Origin of the sequence: Synechococcus sp. 65AY6A5, assembly GCF_002760415.1 — a bacterium.
Taxonomy (GTDB): Bacteria; Cyanobacteriota; Cyanobacteriia; order Thermostichales; family Thermostichaceae; genus Thermostichus.
The window spans coordinates 1,541,357-1,561,272 of the sequence record NZ_AXUW01000001.1; the positions used below are offsets into that span (position 1 = coordinate 1,541,357).

The window sequence follows — 19,916 nt, forward strand, 5'->3', positions numbered from 1 at the left end:
ATCCTACCCTCCAATTTCGCCTGCCTGCAAGTCTCGCAGGGGGGCAAAGCTACGGCGGTGCTGGGGGCTTGGCCCCAAGCGCTGCAGCGCCAGTCGGTGCTCCTGCGTGCCATAGCCGACGTTGGTGCGCCAGCCGTAGCCGGGGTACTGGTGATCCCAGCTCTGCATCAGGGTATCCCGCCAGACTTTGGCCACGATGGAAGCGGCGGCGATGGAGAGGCTAAGCTGATCCCCTTTGACCAGGGCCGTCTGCCGGGATCCCAGCTCTGCCAACGGCAACCCATCCAGCAGGATGTGCTCCACTTCCCCCACCTGCGCCAGAGCTCGTTGCATGGCCAGCAGCGTGGCCTGGCGAATGTTGAGCTGGTCGATCTCGGCGGCAGAGGCGCTGCCAATGCCTACGGCCAGGGCTACTTGGGCAATCCGCTCCGCCCAGTGGGCGCGCTGCGGCGGGCGCAGTTGTTTGCAGTCTCTCACCCCTGACAGCGCCTCCGGATCCAGATGGGCCGGCAAAATCACCGCCGCCGCCACCACCGGCCCCGCCAGGGCCCCCCGCCCCACCTCATCCACGCCTGCCACCCGCCGCATCCCCTGTTGCCACAGGGATCCCTCCCACTTCAGGCTGGGCTGCACCACCTTGTCCACACCCCCAACTCCGGAGCCAACCATCCTCTTGACCGAGCCAACCGACCAACGGCGAGGTTTGCTCCCGGGCTCAGCGGGCCGGCTAGCTGCTGCGGGAGCGCCGTCGTCTGGAGGCCGCCGGAGATTGCTGAGACGGGTCGATGACTACCTCCTGGGGCGTCACCGTTGCCAGCGGCTCCGCCATCGATGATACAGGCGGAGGAGTTTGCGGCTCGGAGGGTGCTGGCGGGGGAAGAGTATTTACCGGCTCCTGCTCCGGCAAAGCTGCGGCTTCAGGGGCAACCGTCTCCGCCGTGCCGTTGGCAGAAGTTGCACCGGCCTCCGCCTCTTCCGGGCTGGCCATCTTTACAGTGCCCGGCAGGGCCACCATAACCACCGTGTCGCGGCCCGAGGGCGGTGGCTGATCCAGAAGCAACAGCGGCGACAGCCCTAACTCTGAGTAGACCCGCTGTTGCAAGGGGGTCATCTCCACAGTAATGGCTTGCCGGGCTGGACGGCTTTCTGAGGACTCCACCCCACCGGCGCGAGCGGATCGCCCCGCGGTAGGCTGGTCTCTGTGGGAGCCCTGCTCTTCCCCATCTTCTCCCCGGCTGGGACGCCGGGATTCTTTGCGCTTCTGCTCCGCCCCGCCCCCTGCCGGCTGCAAGAGATCTTCCCCAGGCACCTCCAGACTGCCCCCTTCTGCCTCTCCGCTCCGGGAAACCGGGCGCTGGCCTACGCGGGGATCCACCCACTCGTCGCGGGAGCGTTTGCGCCCCACCTCAATTCGCGATTCCTCCAGATCCGGTCGCTGTTCTGGGGCAGTACGGGAGCGGCTCAGGGAGACACGGCCTTCGGTTCGCGACACCCCATTGCTCCCCAGCCGCAGGCCCGCCCGCTGCGAGTCGCCCTCCTGGAGCAGGCTTGGGCTGGAACCGTCCTCCCCCTCAGTGGGCAACGTTACCGGCAGGCCACTTTCGACCGTCAACAGCCGTCCTGGCTCAGCTCCTGGCAGGCGGGCCAGGATCCCTAGCCCCTCACAAGTAGGACAAGAGTGGCCGAAGATCTCGTAAAGGCTTTGCCCCTGCCGCTTGCGGGTGAGCTCCACCAGCCCCAATTCCGACAACTGAACCACCTGGGGGCGAGCTTTGTCGCTGGAGAGGGCCTTGTTGAAGTGCTCCAAAACCAGCAACTGGTCGCGGCGGGAATCCATGTCGATGAAATCCACCACGATCACGCCGGCAATGTTGCGCAGCCTCAGTTGACGGGCAATCTCGGTAGCCGCCTCACAGTTGGTCCACAGCACTGTCTCGCGAGAGGTGGCCGATTGGGTGAAAGAGCCAGAGTTGACATCGATCACCGTCAGGGCTTCGGTGGGCTCAATGACGATGTAGCCGCCGGAGGGGAGATCCACCCGGGGTCGCAGCGCCTGCCGGATGACTGCATTGACCCGGAAATACTCCAGGATGGGGGTGGGTTCGCGGTGGGCATCGACCACAATACCGGGCGGCATCTGGCCCTTGTTCCAACCTTGCAAATAGCTACGCACCCGCTTCGCCCCTGCCGGCGAGTCGGTAACGATGCGGTTGACGTCCTCCGAGTAGACATCCCGCAGCACTCGCTGGATAAAATCGTCATCTCGGCTGAGCAGCCCCGGACCCCGTGCCGCCTGATACTGCTGTTGAATATCCTCCCAGAGCTTTTTCAATTGCTCCAGGTCTTCGATCATCGCCTCTTCAGACACCCCCTCGGCCTCGGTGCGCACCAACAGGCCCATCTGGGGGGGTTTGATCAAAATAGCCAGCGACTTGAGGCGATTGCGTTCTTCCCGATCCTCGATGCGGCGGGACAGATGAACCCCTTTGCCGTAGGGTCGCAGCACCAAGTACCGCCCTGGAAAGGCCAGATCGCCGGTGAGGCGTGGCCCTTTGTTGCCGGTGGGCTCCTTCATAACCTGCACCAGCACCTTTTGCTGTGGCAGAACCAGCTCCGAGATGGAGGCATGGTTGCGCTTGAGGCGTAGCGGGCCTAGGTCGCTGACGTGAATAAACCCGTTGCGTTCGCCGGAGCCAATGTTGACAAAGGCAGCGTCGATGCTGGGCAGGACGTTCTCGACGATCCCGACGTAGACGTCTCCCACCTGGTAGGTGCCACTGGCAACGATCAGCTCTTGGACTTGGTCTTCGGCAAAAACAGCAGCGACGCGGTGTTGCTCATCAATTACAATCTGCCTGGGCATTAACGTTCCTCCCCGCCCCCAGGGCCTGCGGTTGTGGATTGAACCCTCCTTGCGGCGAGGCGCTGTCCTTTTGGCGGGATCCGCTCAAGTTTTTTTAGCCAGAATCGATTCATCATGAGGCTGTCCATTACCCTAAGCTCTGCTTTGACGGAGGATGACCGATTTGCTGGGCTTCCACTCCACCATTGATGAGGTGAGTCCAAGCTCATCGGATCCTTAGGATTGGGTGGGATTTGCATGGGGATTGATGGATAGGCTCAGGAGGCAAGATGACACCCCTCCGCCTCAGATATCCCAGAAGAGATTAGACGATGGTTCGTGGCAGAACCCCAATCGTGCCAGCCTAGATCCACAGAAAGACAGGGTTTGCACGCGGAAAGAAACACCTTCTCAGGAGAAAAAATATAGTGCTAGAGCCAGGCCACAGGGGCACACCTCTCTGTACCGCCTATCGACTGGGCCCTGTTGCGCCCGTTACCTGCCCTGGGTACTGAGTTAGGGTTGACACTCCCTCCGCCTGAAAGCGGGGGATTCTTACGCAGTCCACAGACGAACTCGTAAAGGCGTTGTCAAGCCGCCTCTGGACAGTTCCTTGGGGCAAAGTTCCAAGGTTCTGCTTACCTTTTCTGATCAGGTTGGTTGAGACGTTGACATCTCCTCGGCGCTTGCCACCGGTCGGGTTTTTCACCGTGATTAGGTGCTCGCCTGGAAACGGTACGCCTCATCAACAAGTATACTAACTCCCTGAGCACCATTGGCGAGCAACCGAAGTTGCTTGCGGGCTTTTCCGCACCGTACTAACTAAAGTACAGGGCCGCCAAGCTATCCTTCTGGGTCTCCATTTCAGAATCCGATCAAACTGTTGCCTGCTGCCTGCCCTGCCTTTGGCCAAGTTGATCCCGGCAAGCTCCGCAGCGGCAGAAGCCAGCAATAGACAACATAGCGCCTGTCGGATCCCCCCCTCCAGACAGGGGCAGAGCCCAGCCTTGGTCTCCTTTTTGTCCGGTCGATCCTGAGGCCGCTCCTCAGTCGGGATCGGAGGTGCCGTCTTGCCACAGCAGACGCAGCCGCCTGGCCATCTGTAGCGTCCAGCGGGGCAAGCCCAAGGACTCGGCCATTTGCACGAGTTGATTGGGCCGCAGGTAAGCGCCGTCGTTGCGGCAACTGCCGCGGTAGAGGAGGCGGGCGCTGCCGTCGGGGGCCAGGCCCTGAAACTCCAGGTAGTAGAGCAGGGGGCGAGCGTTGAAGCGACAGGGTTTGCCGGATTTGGTGGATTTTTCAATCCAAATTTCCCGCGCATCCAGGATCTGGGTAACCCAGGTCGGCCAGTCGGCTTCGGGCAACTCGCAGCTCACGCTGAGTTGATATTCGGCGGCGTAAACCGCTTCGGTAGCCGAGGGATCCCGCAGGCCGATCTCTTGAATGGCCTGGATGGGAATTTCGGGGGGCAGTTGCTCGGCCAGCAGGGCGCGCAGCTCCTCCGGGGTAAAGGGAGCCCCGGGGCGGGCCAGGAGTTCCAGATCGAGGATCTCCCCATAGCCTTCCTGGCCGATGGGCAGGGCGTTGGCGTTAGCCAGGCGGGGCATGGGGTGGTAACCGCCGCTAAAGGCCAGAGGCAGCCCCGCTCGCCGACAGGCCCGTTCCCACAGCCGCATCAGATCCAGGTGGCCCAGCCAGCGCAGATCCCCAGTTTTGCCGTAGGTGATGCGGAAGCGCTGGGCGGGCGGCTGCGGCTCCAGGGGATCTGGGGTGGGGGTGGGCCGGCTTTGCAGGGGTGGGACGGGCGGGGGCGGGATGACGATGTTGTGGCCAAAGCCGGGGCCGCAGATGCCGCAGGCGGAGCACTTCTCAAAGGAGCAGTCTTCCACCGTGATGGCTTCCAGGGCGCGGCGGTAGTCTTTCTGCAGCCATTTTTTGTCGATGCCGGTATCGATGTGATCCCAGGGCAAGGGATCCTCCAGGCCCAATTCGCGCATGGGGAGATGGGCGCAGAGGGCAACCGGATCGGCGCTGGGATCCACCGCTTCGCCGCAGTAGGCCTTGACCCAGGCGGCATAGGCGGCGTCGATGTTTTCCCACCAGGCGTCCAGGCCGGCGCCGGCCCGCCAGGCCTGCTCGATCATGCGGCCCAGGGAGCGATCCCCCTTGCCAATCAAGTCCTCCAGGATGCTAAAGCGAATATCGGTAAAGTGGGCCTTGACTCCCCGCAGCCGCCGCAGTTCCCTTTGCAGCAAGGCCTGCTTGCGCTGCACGTCGGCGTAGTCCACCCGGTGCCACTGGAAGGGGGTGTGGGGCTTGGGGACAAAGTTGGAGACCGTGAGGGTAAACTCCACCTTCTTGTGACCCAAGGCCGCACATTCTCGCTGCAGCATCTCAACCGTGCGGGCAATCCCAATGACATCGGCGTCAGTCTCTCCCGGCAGGCCGATCATGAAATAGAGCTTGATCTTGTCCCAGCCCTCCTGGACGGCGGTGCGAATGCCGCGAATGAGGTCAACATCGCTAAGACCCTTGTTGATGATGTCCCGCAGCCGTTGCGTGCCGGCTTCTGGGGCAAAGGTCAGCCCCGAGCGGCGGGATCCCTTCATGATGGCGGCAATTTGCTCATCGAAGCGATCCACCCGCTGGCTGGGCAGCGAGAGGGCGACGTGCTCCCCCAGCAGGCGGTTGTGCAGCTCGGCCCCCACCGCCGGCAGGGAGAGGTAGTCGGAGCAACTGAGGGAAGAAAGGGAAAATTCGCTGTAGCCGGTTTTGCGCAGGCCCTGCACCACCGCCTCCACCACCGCTTGCGGATCCACATCGCGAGCCGGGCGGGTGAGCATGCCGGGTTGGCAAAAGCGACAGCCGCGGGTACAGCCGCGCCGCACTTCCATGACCAGGCGGTCGTGGACGGTTGCCACCAGCGGTACTAGGCCAATGGAGTACTGCGGTTGGGGCAGGGCCACGCGGCGGCGGATGCGCTCCGGCACGCCGGGCACGATGGGGCGGGGCGGGATCCCCTCGTAAAACTGGGGCACATACACCCCCGGCACCTGGGCCAGCTCCAAGAGCACCTCGCGGCGGGGCTTGGCTAGAGATTGAGCCAGCACCTGGCCGATCTCCGGCAGCACCTCTTCCCCATCCCCGAAGACAAAGAAATCGAAAAAGTCGGCAAAGGGCTCTGGGTTGGAGGTGGCGGTGGGCCCGCCGGCAAAGATCAGGGGACACTCTTGCGGGGTAAAGGGCTGGCGCTCCCACCATTTGAGGGGGATCCCGGCCAGATCCAGCATCTCTAAGATGTTGGTGCCCCCCAGCTCGTAGGCCAGGCTGAAGCCGATGATGTGGAAAGCGCGCAAGGGGCGGCGCGATTCTACGGCAAACAGCGGGATCTGCAACTGCCGCATCCGGGCCGCCAGATCCGGTCCCGGCAGGTAGGTGCGGTCGCACAACTGGTCTGGCTGGGCGTTGAGGATGTTGTAGAGGATGAGGTGGCCCAGGTTGGAGGCCCCCACCTCGTACAGCTCCGGGTAGCTCAGCACCCACCGCACCCGCCCCGACTCCCAGGGGCGGTGGGCGGCGCCGAACTCTTTCCCCAGGTAGCGGGCTGGCCGCTGGATCTCAGGCGTGAGCAGGCGATCCAGATCGATCGGGCCTAGATGGGCTTGCGTGGCAGCCAGAGAGAGCATGAGGATCCGAGCAAGAAGTGAACGCAGCTACTGATCTGACTCTAGCCGAACTTTCCCGGCAACCCAAACCCAAGACGGGGGTGGCGAGACCGTTCCATCTCCCCTCTCCCGGAGGGAGAGGGGTTGGGGGTGAGGGCGCACATCACTCCGGCAGCCGCTGCAAGGCTAGCGCCAACTGTTCGTACTCAGCCAGGTGGTTGTAGACCTGGGCCGAGATGCGCACCCAAAGCTGCCCGGCAAAGGGAAGGATGGGAACCTCGATGCGGTGCACCTGCCAGAGGTAGTCGTGCAGGCGGCGGGCCCGCTCCGCCAAAGGCAGCTCCGGGATCCACTGTTGCCAGAAGGGTGGCAGGGGCAGGGTGGCCATAAAGCCCAGCATCCGCTCCGGGGCAGGTGGGATCCCTTCCAATTGTTCCAAGAGCACCTGCCGCGCCTGCAGCAGCAGCGTGTGGTTGTGCTGGCGCAGCCTCTCCACCCCCAGCTCCTGGATAAAGGCCAGGGCTGCCGAGATGGCCAGCCAGGCGCTGGGATCGCGGGTGCCCACCCAGTCGAACTCGGCTGTGAACCCTTGCCCGTAGCCGTGGGAGATGGCCAGGGGATGGGTTTGGGCCTGGCGGTGGGGGGCCACCCACAGGAAGGCACAGCCTTTGGGGGCAAACAGCCACTTGTGGGCGTTGCCGGTGTACCAATCGGCTCCTAAGCTTTCCAACTCCAACGGGAGAACCCCCGGCGCATGGGCCCCGTCCACCAAGACTGGGATCCCGCGCTCTCGACAGAGGCCAATCAGCTCCGCCAAGGGGTAGACCAGAGCCGTGGGCGAGGTGAGGTGATCCAGCACCGCCAGCCGAGTCTGGGGGGTGAGAATGGCCGCAAACGCCGCCAAAACCTGCTCCGGCCCCGCAATCGGAAAGGGAACCTGGGCTTCCGCCAGCACCGCCCCCCAGCGTTCACAGACATAGCGCAACGCCTGGCGGACGGCCCCATAGCTGTGGCTGGTGTAGGCGATCTGATCCCCTGGCCGAAACGACAGCGAGCGCAGCACGGCATTGACGCCGCCGGTGGCATTTTCCACAAACACAAGGTTTTCAGGCTCAGCCCCAACAAACTGGGCCAGCTCTGCCGCCGCCGCCCGCAAAGCCCGCGGCAGCTCTTCCCCCATAAACTGTACCGGCTGGGCCTCTAGGCGCTCTTGCCAGGCTCGCTGGGCCTGCAGCACCGTTTTCGGGGTCGCGCCGTAGGAGCCGTGATTCAAAAAAATAGCCTGCGGATCCAGCCCCCACAACGAGCGGTCGCAAAGCGGTTTATCGACTGCCATGGGTTTGCCTTGGAAATAAGACCTGGCAAGCATGACCCAAAAAAGAAGAAAAAGAAATTGCTGGGATCTACAAAAACGAGATTGCCAGGCAGCGAGAAGATGTCAACCCCGATCCCAGACAGCAGCAAAGCTTTGGTCAGGTAGCGGAACTTGCAGGTTCCCGGAGAAGGTTGCTCTGAGTGGCCTTAGGAGCCGTCCTTGGATTCGGGGCCAAGATCCGCGATGGGAGCAATTTTGCTCAGCTTAATTTTGGGGTTGCTGCTGATAAATTGCTGCAAGGTCCACTCGTTTTTAAAGAGGAGAACCGGCCTATCTTGAATGTCTTTGACAATGAGGGTGTTAAACAGGCTGGGGAAATTCTGGAGGACTTCCCAGCCGTTTTCTACCCAGCGGGCCAGGGTGTAGGGCAGCATCTCCAGTCGGGTTTCAACATTGTATTCGTGTTCCAGGCGGTACTGCAGCACCTCAAACTGCAACTGGCCCACTGCCGCCACGATCGGATCCCGTTTCGACTCGTCGAGGGAATACATAATCTGCACCGCCCCTTCTTCCCGCAGCTCCGCCACCCCCTTCTGGAACTGTTTAAACTTGGAGGGGTTGGGATTTTTCAGATAGGCAAATAGCTCCGGCGAAAAGCTGGGGATCCCGGCGTAGCGCAACCTCGGGCCGGTGTAGATGGTATCCCCAATCCTGAAGATGCCGGGGTTGTTGAGGCCGATGACATCGCCAGGATAGGCTTCATCGATGGAGATGCGCTCTTGGGCGAACAATTTTTGGGGATAGGAGAGACGGATGGGGCGATTGAGGCGGGCATGGTTGACCACCATGTCCTTCTCGAACTTACCGGAGCAGATGCGTACAAAAGCAATGCGATCCCGGTGGCGGGGATCCATATTGGCCTGCAGCTTAAAGACAAAGCCGGTGAACTCAGGATGTTCGGGTGGGATCAGCCCTGCCGTGCTCTCGTGGGGCATTGGCGGCAGGGAGTACTCGATAAACGCATTGAGAAACAGCTCCACCCCAAAGTTGGTCATGGCGCTGCCGAAAAAGACGGGGGTTTGCTGGCCAGCATGAACCTGTTTGAGATCCAAGCTGGGCATGAGGCCATCCAATAACTCCAGCTCTTCTTTAAATTGGTAATAGAGATCCTTTTCAATCAGTTCTTCAATTTGCGGATCCCCGAGTTTAACGACGGTATCTTTGACCCGCAGCCGCCCCCCCGAGACTCGCTCAAAGAAGTGAAACTCCTGAGTCCGCCGGTCAAACAAAGCTGTGAAGCGCTCCCCTGAGCCAATCGGCCAGGTTACAGGATAGGGCTTGAGGCCCAGCTCCGTCTCGATTTCGTCCATCAGCTCGAGGGGATCCCGGCTGGGGCGATCCATCTTGTTGATGAAGGTAAAGATCGGCAACTTCCGCAGTTGACAGACTTCAAACAGCTTGCGGGTCTGGGGTTCTAGCCCTTTGCCGGCGTCTTCTAGCATCACAGCGTTATCAGCCGCCGCCAGGGTGCGGTAGGTGTCTTCGCTGAAGTCTTGGTGGCCGGGAGTATCGAGCAAGTTGAGGCGAATGTTGCGGTAGTCAAACTGCAACACAGTCGAGGTAATGGAAATGCCCCGTTGTCTTTCCAGCTCCATCCAGTCGGAGGTAACCCGCTTTTGGGCGCGACGGGCCTTCACCGCCCCTGCTTCTTGAATCGCCCCCCCGTACAACAGCAGCTTTTCCGTAAGGGTGGTCTTCCCGGCATCGGGGTGGGAAATAATGGCGAAGGTGCGCCGTTGCTGGATAGCTTTGGCCAAGTCCACTGCTTTCATAAGAAGTAAGTGCTCCAATCAAAACCCGCTCGTCTCACAGCGCGCTGACGCTATGCGACCCTTAAAAAATAGCGATGGCACTCCCCTTGCTGCCCTGCTGCTGCTTCGCAGACGATGGAGAGCTTTAGCGAGGAGTAGAAAAGAGAGAGGCTGGGATGGCCGTCCGCTAGCGGGGGAGGGAGCACAGGTTGAAAAGCCGGGGAAGAGCACTAACCTACTCTGACCGTAGCACAGGACGTGGTTCTGCCGTTGCCTGGCACTCTAGGACAGAGATCCTTTGGAGCGGAATTCCCACCGAGCGGATCGGGATCAACGGGTCTCGTTCAACAGTTGCTTAGCAGTTGCTCAATGGTGGCGATGGTGAAGTTTTGGCTGACCACCAGCCGTTCCACGCGAATGCGGTGGGCCTGCAGCAGGCACTCTTGTTGCAATGCTTTGGGCAGTTGCTCCCAATGGTCCAGCAGGACTGCCAGCAAGATCTCGCCCGGCAAGAGGGATCCCAGCTTTTCCACACTCTCGGCAGACCATTTGAGGGTAAAGCCAGCGGGCAATTTTTTGGGAGACTTTTGGGTGGGAGCCATCTTAGCGCTCCCTCAGCATCGCCTCGAGGACTTCACGGTAGGCCTGAGCCAAGAGTCTTCTCCTGCCTCTGCCAGGCACCAGCCCCTGCTGTTGGTTTGCTGCGCCACCGTTTTGTAGAGAAGTCTCGGCCAGCCCTTGTCTTCAGCCCTCCTCCTGCCCCCTCAGAGGGAAGACAGGAAGCGGTGCAGCCGTTCCAGTCCTTTTTCAAGCGTGGCGCGGTCGGCGGCATAGGAGAGGCGGATGTAGGACTCTGCCCCGAAGGCCACCCCCGGCACGGCGGCCACGTGATGTTCTTTGAGCAGCCGTTGGCAAAACTCTACCGAACCCAAGCCGGTTTGGCCGATGTTGACAAACACATAAAATGCGCCCTCCGGCTCCGGGAAAGTCACCCCCGGCAAGGTGCGGATCCCTTGCACCATCAGATCCCGTCGCTGCCAGAATTCTTGGCGCATCTTCTCCACCGCTGCCGCCGAGAGGGGGCTGGTGAGAGCCTCCAGGGCGCCGTACTGGGCAAAGGTGCAGACGTTGGAGGTGCTGTGGCTTTGCAGGCTGATGGCCGCCTCGATGATGGGCTTAGGGCCCGCCAAGTAGCCAATCCGCCAGCCGGTCATGGCATAGGCTTTGGCGAAGCCGCTGCTGAGGATCAGTCGCGGCATCAAGTCAGGGCAAAGGGATCCCAGGCTGATGTGGCGGGCTTGGCCGTAAACCAGCTTTTCGTAGATCTCATCGCAGACCACATAGAGATGGGGAACCGAGAGGATCACCTCTGCCAAAGCTGCCAGCTCCTGCCGGTGATAGACAGCGCCGGTGGGGTTGGCCGGCGAGTTGAGGATGAGCAACTTGCTGCGGGGGGTGAGGGCCTGGCGCAGTTGGTCGGCGGTGAGCTTGAACCCCTGGCCCTCTTGCGTCTCCACCCGCACCACCTTGGCCCCGGCCAGAGCCACCATCTCGGGATAGCTAACCCAGTAGGGGACGGGCAGGATCACCTCGTCGCCGGGATCCAGGAGCACCATGGCCAGGTTAAACAGGGTTTGCTTGCCGCCGTTGCTAATCAGGATCTGGTCGGGGCTGTAGTCCAAGCCGTTTTCTCGGCGCAATTTGTCTGCCACCGCCTGGCGCAGGGTGGGGATCCCGGCAGTGGGGCCGTAGCGGGTTTTGCCCTCTTCCAGGGCGCGGATGGCGGCAGCCCGAATGTGCTCAGGGGTGTCGAAGTCCGGCTCGCCAGCGCTCAGGATACAGACATCCAGACCCTCTGCCCGCATGGCCTTGGCCAGAGCCGAAATCGACAGCGTTGCGGAAGGAGAGAGACGAGCAACCCGTTGGGACAAGCCGGCAGCAGACACCATCAGTTGGGGATCTGGGGTAGCAGGTTGGGTTAGTTTTAGGCAGTTAGGCCACCGCTGTCAAGAGGCGGCTGCCATCCACCAGCAGCAGCTTATGACCCTCCCGCTCCGCCAACAGATCCCAAAACTCGCCGGCGACGGCCCCCGGCAAGAACCCTTCCAGACGCAGCTGCAGGGGGGGGAATTGCTTGTTCCCCTGGGGCTTGCGCCGCACCGTCACCCAGATGAAGCCGTCGTGGGGCTCGACGATGCCGCGAATGTTAAAGCCCTCCTCTACATCCTCGGGGGCAGGCAGAAAGGGCTCGTCCAGATCTGGATCTTGCTCCTCCTCCGGCAAGGCCAGGATGCGGATAACGCTCAGGCCCAAAGTGCCGCCCGACCGCGGCTGCGGCTGCACGTAGTACCAGTAGGTGTGGCCGCTCTCGATGCAATAGGTGAAAGGGCGCAGCAGCTCCGCGCGGCCAGGGGTGGCCGGATACTCTACGCCATCGGCGGCAACCAGCGTCGCCTGAGCATAAGTCTGCGGGATCGATTTTAGGGATCCCTTGATCAAGCCCAGGGCGCGGAACTGGTAGGGGTAGGCAGGAGGGGGCAGTGGGTTCATCAGGAACAGGGGTAGAAGCTATGGGGGTAGGGTCTACAAGTTTATCCCATAGCGGTAGTCACCTTAGAGGTATAGGCGGCTGCTAATCCAGCAAAAATTGCACCCACTTCGGCGGCGGCGGCAGCGGACAGCGGAAATGCTCCATCACCAGAGCTGCCACCAAATGCACCGTGAAGACGTAGACCAGGGAGTTAAAGGCGATAAACCCTGCCACCACCACCTGAACCATCCAGGGTTCTGCCACCCAGTACACGCCCAGCCTGGCCAGAGACACATCCAGCAGCCAGTTGGTCAAGCCGGTGAGTTGGATGGTGACGTAAGTCCAGAGGTTTTCCCCCACCAACAGCGAGGAGAGCAGCAACTGGAAAACGAGGCCGAAAGCGCTGAGGGCAGCGCCGCTGGCCACCGAGACATACCAGGAAAGGCGCCGCCGCCATAGGCGGGCACACCAGTAGCCCAGCAGGCCGTAGGGAATGACGTAGAGAATGCTGCGCGTGGGCCCCATCAGCACCGTCAGCAACAGAGCAGAGACCGCCAGCGCCATCGCCCCGGTGCGGGGATCCCAGCGCATCACCGCCAGCGCCACCGGAATGGGGAAAAACAGACGCATAAACGGGGCCAGCGGCGTGTAGCTCAAGATCCAGATCAAAGCAGCAGTGCTGGCTAAGAAAGCTGTCTCCACCACCCTTAGAGCCGGAGAGCGGGGAGGTGGCGGGGGCAAGGGAGGAAAATCCTGCTGCACAGGAGGCTGAGGGGACGCAGGCACAGCGAGAAAAAGAAAAGAAAACTGTTCCCAGCTTAGGTCAGCGGTTGTGGAGTTGGTTGCAGTTGGGGAGCAAGGGCTCGGCTACTTGACCTTGCCGCTCCGCAAGACTTACACAACGCTAAACAAAAACGAACTTTTGTCCAGCGTCGTTGCTTCCTTTCTACTTCCACGACCCATACCTCGTTGGTTGCCCAACCCCCCCTTAGTCCCCCCGTATACGGGGGGATGTAGGGGGGCAGAGGAGTCTTCACAGGCGTAACTTCCCGTCGTTCGCGGCAGCGGGCCGTAGGCCTTGAACACAGTTGGCTGGAAGGGAAGAACCTGTTCACCACAACCAACTGACAGCTCTAGAGCTTGCACTTGTACTCTAGCTGTCGCCGAAACTCATAGAACCCACAGTCAGCAATGCTGCCTACCAACTTGTGGTTCTTGAGCATCCCTGAAACGTAAGGACGCCGTCCCGCTGACGCGAACAGTTTTTCTCAGCAAAACCCTGACTGACTAGAGGCAGACCCGACCTCCCCCTGTGGCAGAGCTCTGGATCCTCTTCCCATCCCAGCCCACCTGCCAAACTTGGCCCGCTACTGCCACCTCATCCCCCAGGCGTAACTTGCGCCCTCGCCGGGTTTCCACCTCGCCGTTGACCCGCACCTGCCCCGCCTGGATGAGCTGCTTGGCCTGCCCGCCGGTGGGCACAACTCCCGTCAGCTTGAGAAATTGATCCAGTTTGATAAGGGGATCCCCTGCTGGAGGAGCTTGGGAAGGGGGAAGAGTCTCGGCCATAACCTCACCGTTCTGGCTTGGATGTTGGCTGATCCAACTTTTTAAGATCCAACTTTTTAATTTTGACGCTGCTGCTCTGCCGGGATGGGCGATCCCCTAGGGCTACGGGCTATCGGCAGCAGCCGAAGCGGTGGGCTCGCCTTCGGCAGACCAAAACTCATAGGCAGCCTGGGAGAGTTTGGCGATTAGCTCTTCGGCTTTGGGATCGTTGGGAGTTTCCCGCTTTACCCACACTGCTGCCACGTAGCGTCGCCCGTTGGGCAAATCGAGTATGCCGGCATCTCCCACCACCGACCTGAGAGTTCCCGTCTTGTGGGCAATGCGCACCTCTTGGCCCAAGTTGGGGCGAAAATAGGAGGGCCGCTGCGTGCGCCAGAGGATGTCCAAAAAGCGGTCGCGGCTGCGGCGGCTGAGCATTCGCCCCTGCTCCACCTGGCTGAGCAGCCAGACCATGTCGCGCGGGCTGCTGGTGTTGGTGCCCTCCAAATCCGGCAGCCACCAGGAAATTTGCGTGTGCTGCAGCCCCCACTGGCGAAACTTTTGGTTGAGGGCTTCCCGACCGCCGAGGCGATCGATGATGAGGTTGGCGGCGAAGTTGTCGCTGATGGTGCTCATGAGGGTAGCTGCCTCCAGAGCAGAGACCCGGGATCCGAGGGGACGGGTCTGCAATACGCCAGCTCCCCCGCCCCTGAGGTCTTCTCTCAAAGTCAGCCTCTCGTCCAGCCGCACCTGACCCGTTTCCACTGCCTGCAAAAAAGCCAGGAGAATCGGGATCTTGATGACGCTGGCGGCAGGAAAAACCTGATCCGGCCTCACCCCGGCAAAGGCGCCGCTTTCCACCTCCCAGAACAGGGCTCCTGCTGTCAGGCCCGGCTGATCGGCCAGAGCAGCCAAGCGCTCCTGCAAAGCGGGGATTTCCTGTCCTCTTAACAGGTCTGTGGGCAAGGTGGAGGGGAGCTCCTGCATCGCATCCTGTTCTGGCCGGGCAGGAGTGGTCGATTGCAGCAGTTGCGATAGGCCAGCCATCGTCAGGCCCAACATCAGGCTGAGGCCCAGGCCTCGCAGCAACACCTCCAACAGGGCCGGAGACCGCCTCAGGCGGCGAGGCTGGGCAGCTCGTTGGCGCATCCGGGCAATGGCTCTTTGGCGAGAGAGGCGCAGCGGTTGGGGGCGGGAAGCCAAGAGGGATCCCTCGGCAGCCGGAGCAGGCAGCAAGTGGCGAGAAGGGGAGGCAGCCTGAGTGAAGCGGCGCTGACGACGCACCGGATCCCGAGACCTTTCTCGAGCTAAGCTGCTGCCTTTCCCCTCCCCTGTCCTCGCCATAAGAACGACTGCCCCAACGAAGGTCTTGATGACCGATATCGCGACAATTTTACTGAACTTGCGCCGGCGAGCCCGGTTCAATTAAACCCACAGATCGGCGAACCTGGCCTGGGAAAGTTTGGCGAGGGAGAGCTTTGGAGCTTGGCCATCTCCGGCCCTCCACCCCTCCTGAGTCGGCAGTCGGGCTGCTTCGACCTCTTGGGAAGCCCCTCGAGAAGAAGATCGCGGAGAAACAGGGGCAACTCCTCAGGCAATCGCGACCTTGTTCTCCGAGGGTGAATCCGAAGCTCGGCCTGCTCCGTACTTGAGGTGGCTTGTTCTCCGACCGAGGAGCTTTTTCCATATTGTTGACGCTTTTGCTGGATTCGGCCTTGCGGCCTCGTTTTGTCTTCAAAACTTTTTGGGGCGTCTGCCTAGCTGCTGACTTGTTTCTCAGCGGCTGCGGGAGCAGCAACTCGGCGACCCCTGCGCCGGGAGCTGTAGTCTCTACGGCTACCTTGACCCTATCTCCTGCTGCCGAAGTACCGCCGGTAGCGGTGCCCAGCTCCGCCAGCGGCAGTGCTGTGGTCACTTTAAACCAAACCGCCCGTACCCTATCTGTTGAGCAGGTCTCCAGCTTCTTGGCCGGGGCCTACTACCTCAACATCCATACGCAAGCCAATCCTGCCGGCGAGTTGCGGGCCCAGGTGGTTTTCCCTCGCTAAACCTGAGAGGCGACTTCTCAGCCGCCTAGGCGGCGCGGAGCCCTGGGAGGGCACCTTTTATACCTGCTGGGCCGGGTGGACTGTCTCTTGCAGGGCCCCGCCGTCGGCAGGTTGTCTAAATAGCAGGGAAGTTGGCTGCCCAAGCCTCTGCCTGGGCGGCTCCTGTGCTCTAACTTTTGCGACCAGCGGAGGCGGTAGGGCTTGCCCGACGGGGATCCCTCTTTGGGGGGCGGCTCGGATCCGGGCCAAATTGGCTATCCTAGAGATGAGGGGGTTGGTCGATAACGGAGTTTCCCCATCGCGACACGTATCCCAAGTGAGATCCTCGACACCCCAAAGCCGAAGCTGGTGGGAGGCAACAATGGCTGACTACAACCGCGGCATTATGAGGTTCAAGGGGGCGGATAGCCCAATTGTGGTTCTGATCTCGGCCAGCATTGTGGCGGGGGTGGTCTCGGCCCTGATCTGGTGGGCGTTGCACTTCGCTTACGCGGCTTGAGATCCCAGGTTCCTTCTCGACGGACTGGAAGAGAGTCCGAGGTTGCGGTTGCTGGCGAGCAGTCGCTAGGTTGGAGCAGCGCAGTTTTGCAGCGCCTGCGGCAGTCCTTGCAGCGTTGGTACTGCCAGCAGGGTCGAGATCTGCCCTGGCGACGCACGCGGGATCCCTATGCCATTTGGGTGGCGGAGGTGATGCTGCAACAGACCCAGGTGGCAACCGTGATCCCCTACTTTCAGCGCTGGATGGAGGCTCTGCCCGGGATCCCAGCATTGGCGGCAGCCCCCCAGCAGCAGGTGCTGAAACTGTGGGAGGGCCTAGGCTACTACCGGCGGGCCCTGAACTTGCACAAAGCCGCCCAAATCCTGGTGCGGGAACGGAACGGTGAGTTCCCCAGGGATCTGGAGCAGGTGTTGGCTCTGCCGGGGATCGGGCGCACCACAGCCGGCGGCATTCTCAGCGCTGCCTTCGATCAGCCTTTGCCCATTTTGGATAGCAACGTCAAGCGGGTGCTGGCTCGCTTGGTGGCTTTGCAGCAGCCTCCATCCCAGTGTCTGTCCCTGCTGTGGCAGCTTTCCCAGCAATTGTTGGATCCCGTGCAGCCGCGGGCTTTTAACCAAGCCCTGATGGATTTGGGGGCTACCGTCTGTCGTCCCAAAAAGCCTCACTGTGGCCGGTGCCCTTGGCAAGCGGATTGCAGCGCCTACAATCGAGGTCAACACCAACAATTGCCTATGTCTGCACCCCGTGCCTCTCGTCCTCACAAGCAAATCGCGGTTGCCATTGTTCTGCGGGGGAAAGAAATCCTTATCGATCGACGGTTGGAAAGCTCGATGCTCAGTGGGCTGTGGGAGTTTCCCGGAGGGAAAATCGAGCCGGGAGAAACGGCTGCTGAGTGTGTAGTGCGGGAGGTGAAGGAAGAAATCGGCATCGACATCGAGGTGGTCGCACCGCTGGCCACCGTCGAACATGCCTATACCCATTTCACCGTTACTCTTATCGCCTTTATCTGTCGCTACCTGGGCGGAGAAGCCCAAGCCCTGCAATGTAGCGAGGTGCGCTGGGTCAGCCCGGCGGAACTGTCGGAATTTCCCTTCCCGGGAGCCAATCAAAAGTTGTTTCCCCACTTGCATGCTTGGCTGGCGGAGCATGGGAACACCTTTGAACACACCTAATCTGCCAAATGGCTTGGGCCCCTCTGGAGCAGTTGCCCCAAGACATTCGATAGGATAGTAGATGTCCTGCTGCCGTGAGCTACGGATATGCTTGTCACTCTGGAAAAAGCTGGGGAGATTCTGGCTAAGGGATCCCACACAGCCATCACAACCACAGATGGCAAGATCGCGCTGGTGCCCAAGGGAAAAGAAACCCTCAAACTGACGGCCAACGAAGCCATTAACCTGATGTTTTACGTCGTCCGCTCCGCTGAACCGGCAGAGACGGTGATGGCCCAACTGGAGGAGGCAGTTGCCAAAGCAGCCGAGGAACGGGCCAGAAAATATCGAGAACTTCGTGGCATCTAAAGGGGTGGCATTCGTGGCGGGTGGAGCCTTTCGCCAACTGGAGAAAGACTCCAAAACTTAAAAGCAGGAGGAGCTAAGGGCGACGAACTTCCCATCGGTGGTCCACCCCAGCAGCATGGGCTCTTGCGGTTGAATGGCCCGTCCGGTGAGAGCACAGCATTGGGCTTGGTGGGCCGTGGCCGGGAAGCTGGCCCGAATATCCTCAGGACTGAGGGTGGCAGCCCCTTGGGAGGGGCGTAGGACATAGCTCCAAAGAATTTCCCGTATGAGGGCCTGGTAACCCTGATTTCCGGCCAACGCCTTCAGTCGCTGCTTCAGCTCACGTTCCAGCCGAATGCTGGTCACTTCCATCTGGGTCGTGGGAATGGGGGAATGGGCGCGGATGGGCACGCAGGGATCCTCCCTCGAAAAGCCTATACTACTTTTGTAGCATAGCTGGCTTACCGCCTGAGCGGGGATCCCGGCTGGGGTGGGATGGCCCAGGTCAAAATGGGCCTAAGCTGTGCAGCTCTGACCGCTAAGGCAACGTCAGCACCTGAGTGTATGGTTGAGTTGATCCCGTCCCGCCGTCGTGCCTTGGAGCATTTGCTGGCCCGTCTTGGATTCAGGGATCCGGCTTTGCTGGAACAACTGCGTTGGGATCTGCTGGATCAGGCTCTGATTCACCCTTCTCTGGATGGCCGACGGAACAACGATCGGCTGGAGCTGTTGGGGGATTCTGTCCTGCGAATTTTGGTTACGGAATTCTTGTTTCAGTCCTATCCCCATCTGTCGGTGGGAGAGCTGACCGCGATTCGCTCCGACCTGACCAGCGATGCTTACCTGGCAGAACTGGCGGATCTGCACGGCTTGGATCGCTACCTCGAGGTGGGATCCAGCTCGCAAAACGACTTGGCCGGGCGGGGTCGGCGGCTGGCGGATGCTTTCGAGGCTCTCCTGGGAGCCTTTTATCTCAGTTGGGGTATTTACACGCTGCCCAGGCTGCATCCCTGGCTGGATCCCTACTTACACCGACGAGTGGAGCAATGGTTCCAAGACCCCACTCGGCGCAACCCCAAAGCAGCCTTGCAAGAACTGACCCAACGCCTTTGGGGTAGCCTGCCCGAATACCGCCTGGTGGCCGCCCAGGAGCATCCCCCTCATTTCACCATGGAAGTTTGGGGGCAAGGGCGGTGCTGGGGCCGCGGTGAAGGTCGCTCGAAAAAGGCTGCGGAAATGGCCGCCGCTGCTCAAGCCTACGAACACTTGCAGTCGGAGAAGACATGAGAGGCAACCACCGCTACGAGTTGGCCAGTTGGTTGTTTTTGCTGGGGAGTGGCCTGTTTGCGGCGAGCGAGGTGATGACCTTGGGTAGCGACCCCCCTCCGTGGGATCCCGCAGCTCCAACCCTTCTCAATCTAAAGGTTGTCCAAACCCTGCTGGGAATAGGAGCCAGTCTCCTGTTCGTCGTAGGCAGTGCTCTGTTTATCCTCGATGCCCGTCACCGCTGAGATGCGCCCCTTATCCAGCAACCACAATAGCCCTTCTCCGAGAGCGGAGAGAGGCGAATAGATGAGAAGCTTGCTAATAGGGACTTCTTCCGGCTACGGGATCCGCAGGCGAGAGCATGACTCTAGTCAATGATACGCTGGACTATACTGAAAATAATGTACAGTATGTTCAGTATGGCTGCTTGGTATGGCTAGGTATGTAAAACCGAGAGAAGCGGCGGATTACTTTGGGGTATGTCTCCACACTTTGAGGCGATGGGAACAGAAAGGCTGGATCAATGCAATACGTACACCATCCGGCAGGGCAAGAAGGTATGACCTCGACAGCTACATCAAAGCGCCAAGAAAAGTCAAACGAGTCGTTTTGTACGCCCGAGTCAGCAGCCGAGAGCAGAAACCAGACTTGGAGAGACAGATTGCAAGACTGGTTAACCTCTATCCTGGAGCCGAAGTGGTCGGAGAGGTTGGCGGCGGTCTCGACTTCAAAAGACCAAAGTTCCTTGCCTTATTGGAACGAGTCCGTGCAGGAGATATCGGAACGATTGTGGTCGCTCACCGGGATCGACTCTGCCGGTTTGGATTTGAGTTCGTTGAGTGGTACTGCCGTCAATACGGATGCGAAATCTTGGTTCTCGATGACGATCACCT

Annotated in this window: 19 protein-coding genes; 7 read left to right on the forward strand and 12 right to left on the reverse strand. The window is 60.8% G+C overall.

Annotated elements, in window-relative coordinates:
- Positions 1 to 3: 3 nt before the first annotated feature.
- From SYN65AY6A5_RS07385 to SYN65AY6A5_RS07435, 11 genes are all read right to left on the reverse strand, one after another.
- The gene (locus SYN65AY6A5_RS07385; RefSeq protein WP_206336863.1) at positions 4 to 588 is read right to left on the reverse strand and encodes a ribonuclease HII; all 585 of its coding nucleotides are present in this window, start codon (positions 586 to 588) and stop codon (positions 4 to 6) included.
- A 139-nt stretch (positions 589 to 727) separates the two neighbouring features.
- Positions 728 to 2,863, reverse strand: coding sequence for an Rne/Rng family ribonuclease (locus tag SYN65AY6A5_RS07390; RefSeq protein WP_099884167.1), 2,136 nt, complete (start codon positions 2,861 to 2,863; stop codon positions 728 to 730).
- A 1,025-nt stretch (positions 2,864 to 3,888) separates the two neighbouring features.
- Positions 3,889 to 6,528, reverse strand: a complete 2,640-nt coding sequence (locus SYN65AY6A5_RS07395) for a TIGR03960 family B12-binding radical SAM protein (protein ID WP_099812340.1) — start codon at positions 6,526 to 6,528, stop codon at positions 3,889 to 3,891.
- 142 nt (positions 6,529 to 6,670) lie between these two features.
- Positions 6,671 to 7,843 (reverse strand): aminotransferase class V-fold PLP-dependent enzyme, encoded by a 1,173-nt coding sequence (locus SYN65AY6A5_RS07400; RefSeq protein ID WP_041438899.1) that lies wholly within the window; start codon positions 7,841 to 7,843, stop codon positions 6,671 to 6,673.
- Between the two features lie 185 nt (positions 7,844 to 8,028).
- Positions 8,029 to 9,654 carry a peptide chain release factor 3 gene (locus tag SYN65AY6A5_RS07405; protein WP_099812341.1) on the reverse strand — a complete coding sequence of 542 codons (1,626 nt, stop codon included), beginning with the start codon at positions 9,652 to 9,654 and terminating at the stop codon, positions 8,029 to 8,031.
- A 323-nt stretch (positions 9,655 to 9,977) separates the two neighbouring features.
- Positions 9,978 to 10,235: a hypothetical protein gene (locus SYN65AY6A5_RS07410; RefSeq protein ID WP_011429706.1), complete on the reverse strand. Its 258-nt coding sequence runs from the start codon at positions 10,233 to 10,235 to the stop codon at positions 9,978 to 9,980.
- A gap of 162 nt (positions 10,236 to 10,397) precedes the next feature.
- Complete coding sequence (locus SYN65AY6A5_RS07415) at positions 10,398 to 11,582, reverse strand: pyridoxal phosphate-dependent aminotransferase (protein WP_011429705.1); 1,185 nt, start codon at positions 11,580 to 11,582, stop codon at positions 10,398 to 10,400.
- A 43-nt stretch (positions 11,583 to 11,625) separates the two neighbouring features.
- Positions 11,626 to 12,183 (reverse strand): hypothetical protein, encoded by a 558-nt coding sequence (locus SYN65AY6A5_RS07420; RefSeq protein WP_011429704.1) that lies wholly within the window; start codon positions 12,181 to 12,183, stop codon positions 11,626 to 11,628.
- A gap of 82 nt (positions 12,184 to 12,265) precedes the next feature.
- Positions 12,266 to 12,904 (reverse strand): DUF2232 domain-containing protein, encoded by a 639-nt coding sequence (locus SYN65AY6A5_RS07425; RefSeq protein ID WP_240527718.1) that lies wholly within the window; start codon positions 12,902 to 12,904, stop codon positions 12,266 to 12,268.
- Positions 12,905 to 13,450: 546 nt separating this feature from the next.
- A complete protein-coding gene (locus SYN65AY6A5_RS07430; RefSeq protein WP_011429702.1) occupies positions 13,451 to 13,732 on the reverse strand; it encodes an RNA-binding S4 domain-containing protein in 282 nt (93 codons plus the stop codon).
- Between the two features lie 102 nt (positions 13,733 to 13,834).
- Complete coding sequence (locus tag SYN65AY6A5_RS07435; protein WP_049749719.1) at positions 13,835 to 15,055, reverse strand: serine hydrolase; 1,221 nt, start codon at positions 15,053 to 15,055, stop codon at positions 13,835 to 13,837.
- A gap of 371 nt (positions 15,056 to 15,426) precedes the next feature.
- Between SYN65AY6A5_RS07435 and SYN65AY6A5_RS07440 the strand changes: the two genes are divergently transcribed.
- The 4 genes from SYN65AY6A5_RS07440 to SYN65AY6A5_RS07450 all read left to right on the forward strand — a co-directional run bounded on the left by SYN65AY6A5_RS07440 (position 15,427) and on the right by SYN65AY6A5_RS07450 (position 17,778).
- A complete protein-coding gene (locus SYN65AY6A5_RS07440) occupies positions 15,427 to 15,759 on the forward strand; it encodes a CHRD domain-containing protein (RefSeq protein ID WP_011429700.1) in 333 nt (110 codons plus the stop codon).
- 361 nt (positions 15,760 to 16,120) lie between these two features.
- Entirely contained in the window at positions 16,121 to 16,258 is a 138-nt protein-coding gene (locus SYN65AY6A5_RS14020; RefSeq protein ID WP_041438154.1) for a hypothetical protein, read from the forward strand.
- 86 nt (positions 16,259 to 16,344) lie between these two features.
- Positions 16,345 to 17,430: an A/G-specific adenine glycosylase gene (mutY, locus tag SYN65AY6A5_RS07445; RefSeq protein WP_168174246.1), complete on the forward strand. Its 1,086-nt coding sequence runs from the start codon at positions 16,345 to 16,347 to the stop codon at positions 17,428 to 17,430.
- A gap of 87 nt (positions 17,431 to 17,517) precedes the next feature.
- Positions 17,518 to 17,778: a hypothetical protein gene (locus tag SYN65AY6A5_RS07450; protein WP_099884169.1), complete on the forward strand. Its 261-nt coding sequence runs from the start codon at positions 17,518 to 17,520 to the stop codon at positions 17,776 to 17,778.
- A 57-nt stretch (positions 17,779 to 17,835) separates the two neighbouring features.
- Here SYN65AY6A5_RS07450 and SYN65AY6A5_RS07455 read toward each other — a convergent pair whose 3' ends face one another.
- A complete protein-coding gene (locus SYN65AY6A5_RS07455; RefSeq protein ID WP_240531008.1) occupies positions 17,836 to 18,168 on the reverse strand; it encodes a hypothetical protein in 333 nt (110 codons plus the stop codon).
- Positions 18,169 to 18,321: 153 nt separating this feature from the next.
- Between SYN65AY6A5_RS07455 and rnc the strand changes: the two genes are divergently transcribed.
- The 3 genes from rnc to SYN65AY6A5_RS07470 all read left to right on the forward strand — a co-directional run.
- Entirely contained in the window at positions 18,322 to 19,044 is a 723-nt protein-coding gene (gene rnc, locus SYN65AY6A5_RS07460; protein WP_099884171.1) for a ribonuclease III, read from the forward strand.
- The gene (locus SYN65AY6A5_RS07465; protein WP_099816162.1) at positions 19,041 to 19,268 is read left to right on the forward strand and encodes a hypothetical protein; all 228 of its coding nucleotides are present in this window, start codon (positions 19,041 to 19,043) and stop codon (positions 19,266 to 19,268) included. The genes rnc and SYN65AY6A5_RS07465 overlap by 4 nt, the downstream gene beginning before the upstream one ends.
- 187 nt (positions 19,269 to 19,455) lie before the next feature.
- On the forward strand, positions 19,456 to 19,916 hold a 461-nt coding region (locus tag SYN65AY6A5_RS07470; RefSeq protein ID WP_099884571.1), incomplete at its 3' end, for an IS607 family transposase.

What these genes read in the sequence shown, in the direction of transcription:
- SYN65AY6A5_RS07385 (WP_206336863.1), bottom strand. Translation starts at nt 588, where the DNA reads ATGCGGCGGGTGGCAGGCGTGGATGAGGTGGGGCGGGGGGCCCTGGCG.
- SYN65AY6A5_RS07390 (WP_099884167.1), bottom strand. Translation starts at nt 2,863, where the DNA reads ATGCCCAGGCAGATTGTAATTGATGAGCAACACCGCGTCGCTGCTGTT.
- SYN65AY6A5_RS07395 (WP_099812340.1), bottom strand. Translation starts at nt 6,528, where the DNA reads ATGCTCTCTCTGGCTGCCACGCAAGCCCATCTAGGCCCGATCGATCTG.
- SYN65AY6A5_RS07400 (WP_041438899.1), bottom strand. Translation starts at nt 7,843, where the DNA reads ATGGCAGTCGATAAACCGCTTTGCGACCGCTCGTTGTGGGGGCTGGAT.
- SYN65AY6A5_RS07405 (WP_099812341.1), bottom strand. Translation starts at nt 9,654, where the DNA reads ATGAAAGCAGTGGACTTGGCCAAAGCTATCCAGCAACGGCGCACCTTC.
- SYN65AY6A5_RS07410 (WP_011429706.1), bottom strand. Translation starts at nt 10,235, where the DNA reads ATGGCTCCCACCCAAAAGTCTCCCAAAAAATTGCCCGCTGGCTTTACC.
- SYN65AY6A5_RS07415 (WP_011429705.1), bottom strand. Translation starts at nt 11,582, where the DNA reads ATGGTGTCTGCTGCCGGCTTGTCCCAACGGGTTGCTCGTCTCTCTCCT.
- SYN65AY6A5_RS07420 (WP_011429704.1), bottom strand. Translation starts at nt 12,183, where the DNA reads ATGAACCCACTGCCCCCTCCTGCCTACCCCTACCAGTTCCGCGCCCTG.
- SYN65AY6A5_RS07430 (WP_011429702.1), bottom strand. Translation starts at nt 13,732, where the DNA reads ATGGCCGAGACTCTTCCCCCTTCCCAAGCTCCTCCAGCAGGGGATCCC.
- SYN65AY6A5_RS07435 (WP_049749719.1), bottom strand. Translation starts at nt 15,055, where the DNA reads ATGGCGAGGACAGGGGAGGGGAAAGGCAGCAGCTTAGCTCGAGAAAGG.
- SYN65AY6A5_RS14020 (WP_041438154.1), top strand. Translation starts at nt 16,121, where the DNA reads ATGGCTGACTACAACCGCGGCATTATGAGGTTCAAGGGGGCGGATAGC.
- SYN65AY6A5_RS07450 (WP_099884169.1), top strand. Translation starts at nt 17,518, where the DNA reads ATGCTTGTCACTCTGGAAAAAGCTGGGGAGATTCTGGCTAAGGGATCC.
- rnc (WP_099884171.1), top strand. Translation starts at nt 18,322, where the DNA reads ATGGTTGAGTTGATCCCGTCCCGCCGTCGTGCCTTGGAGCATTTGCTG.
- SYN65AY6A5_RS07465 (WP_099816162.1), top strand. Translation starts at nt 19,041, where the DNA reads ATGAGAGGCAACCACCGCTACGAGTTGGCCAGTTGGTTGTTTTTGCTG.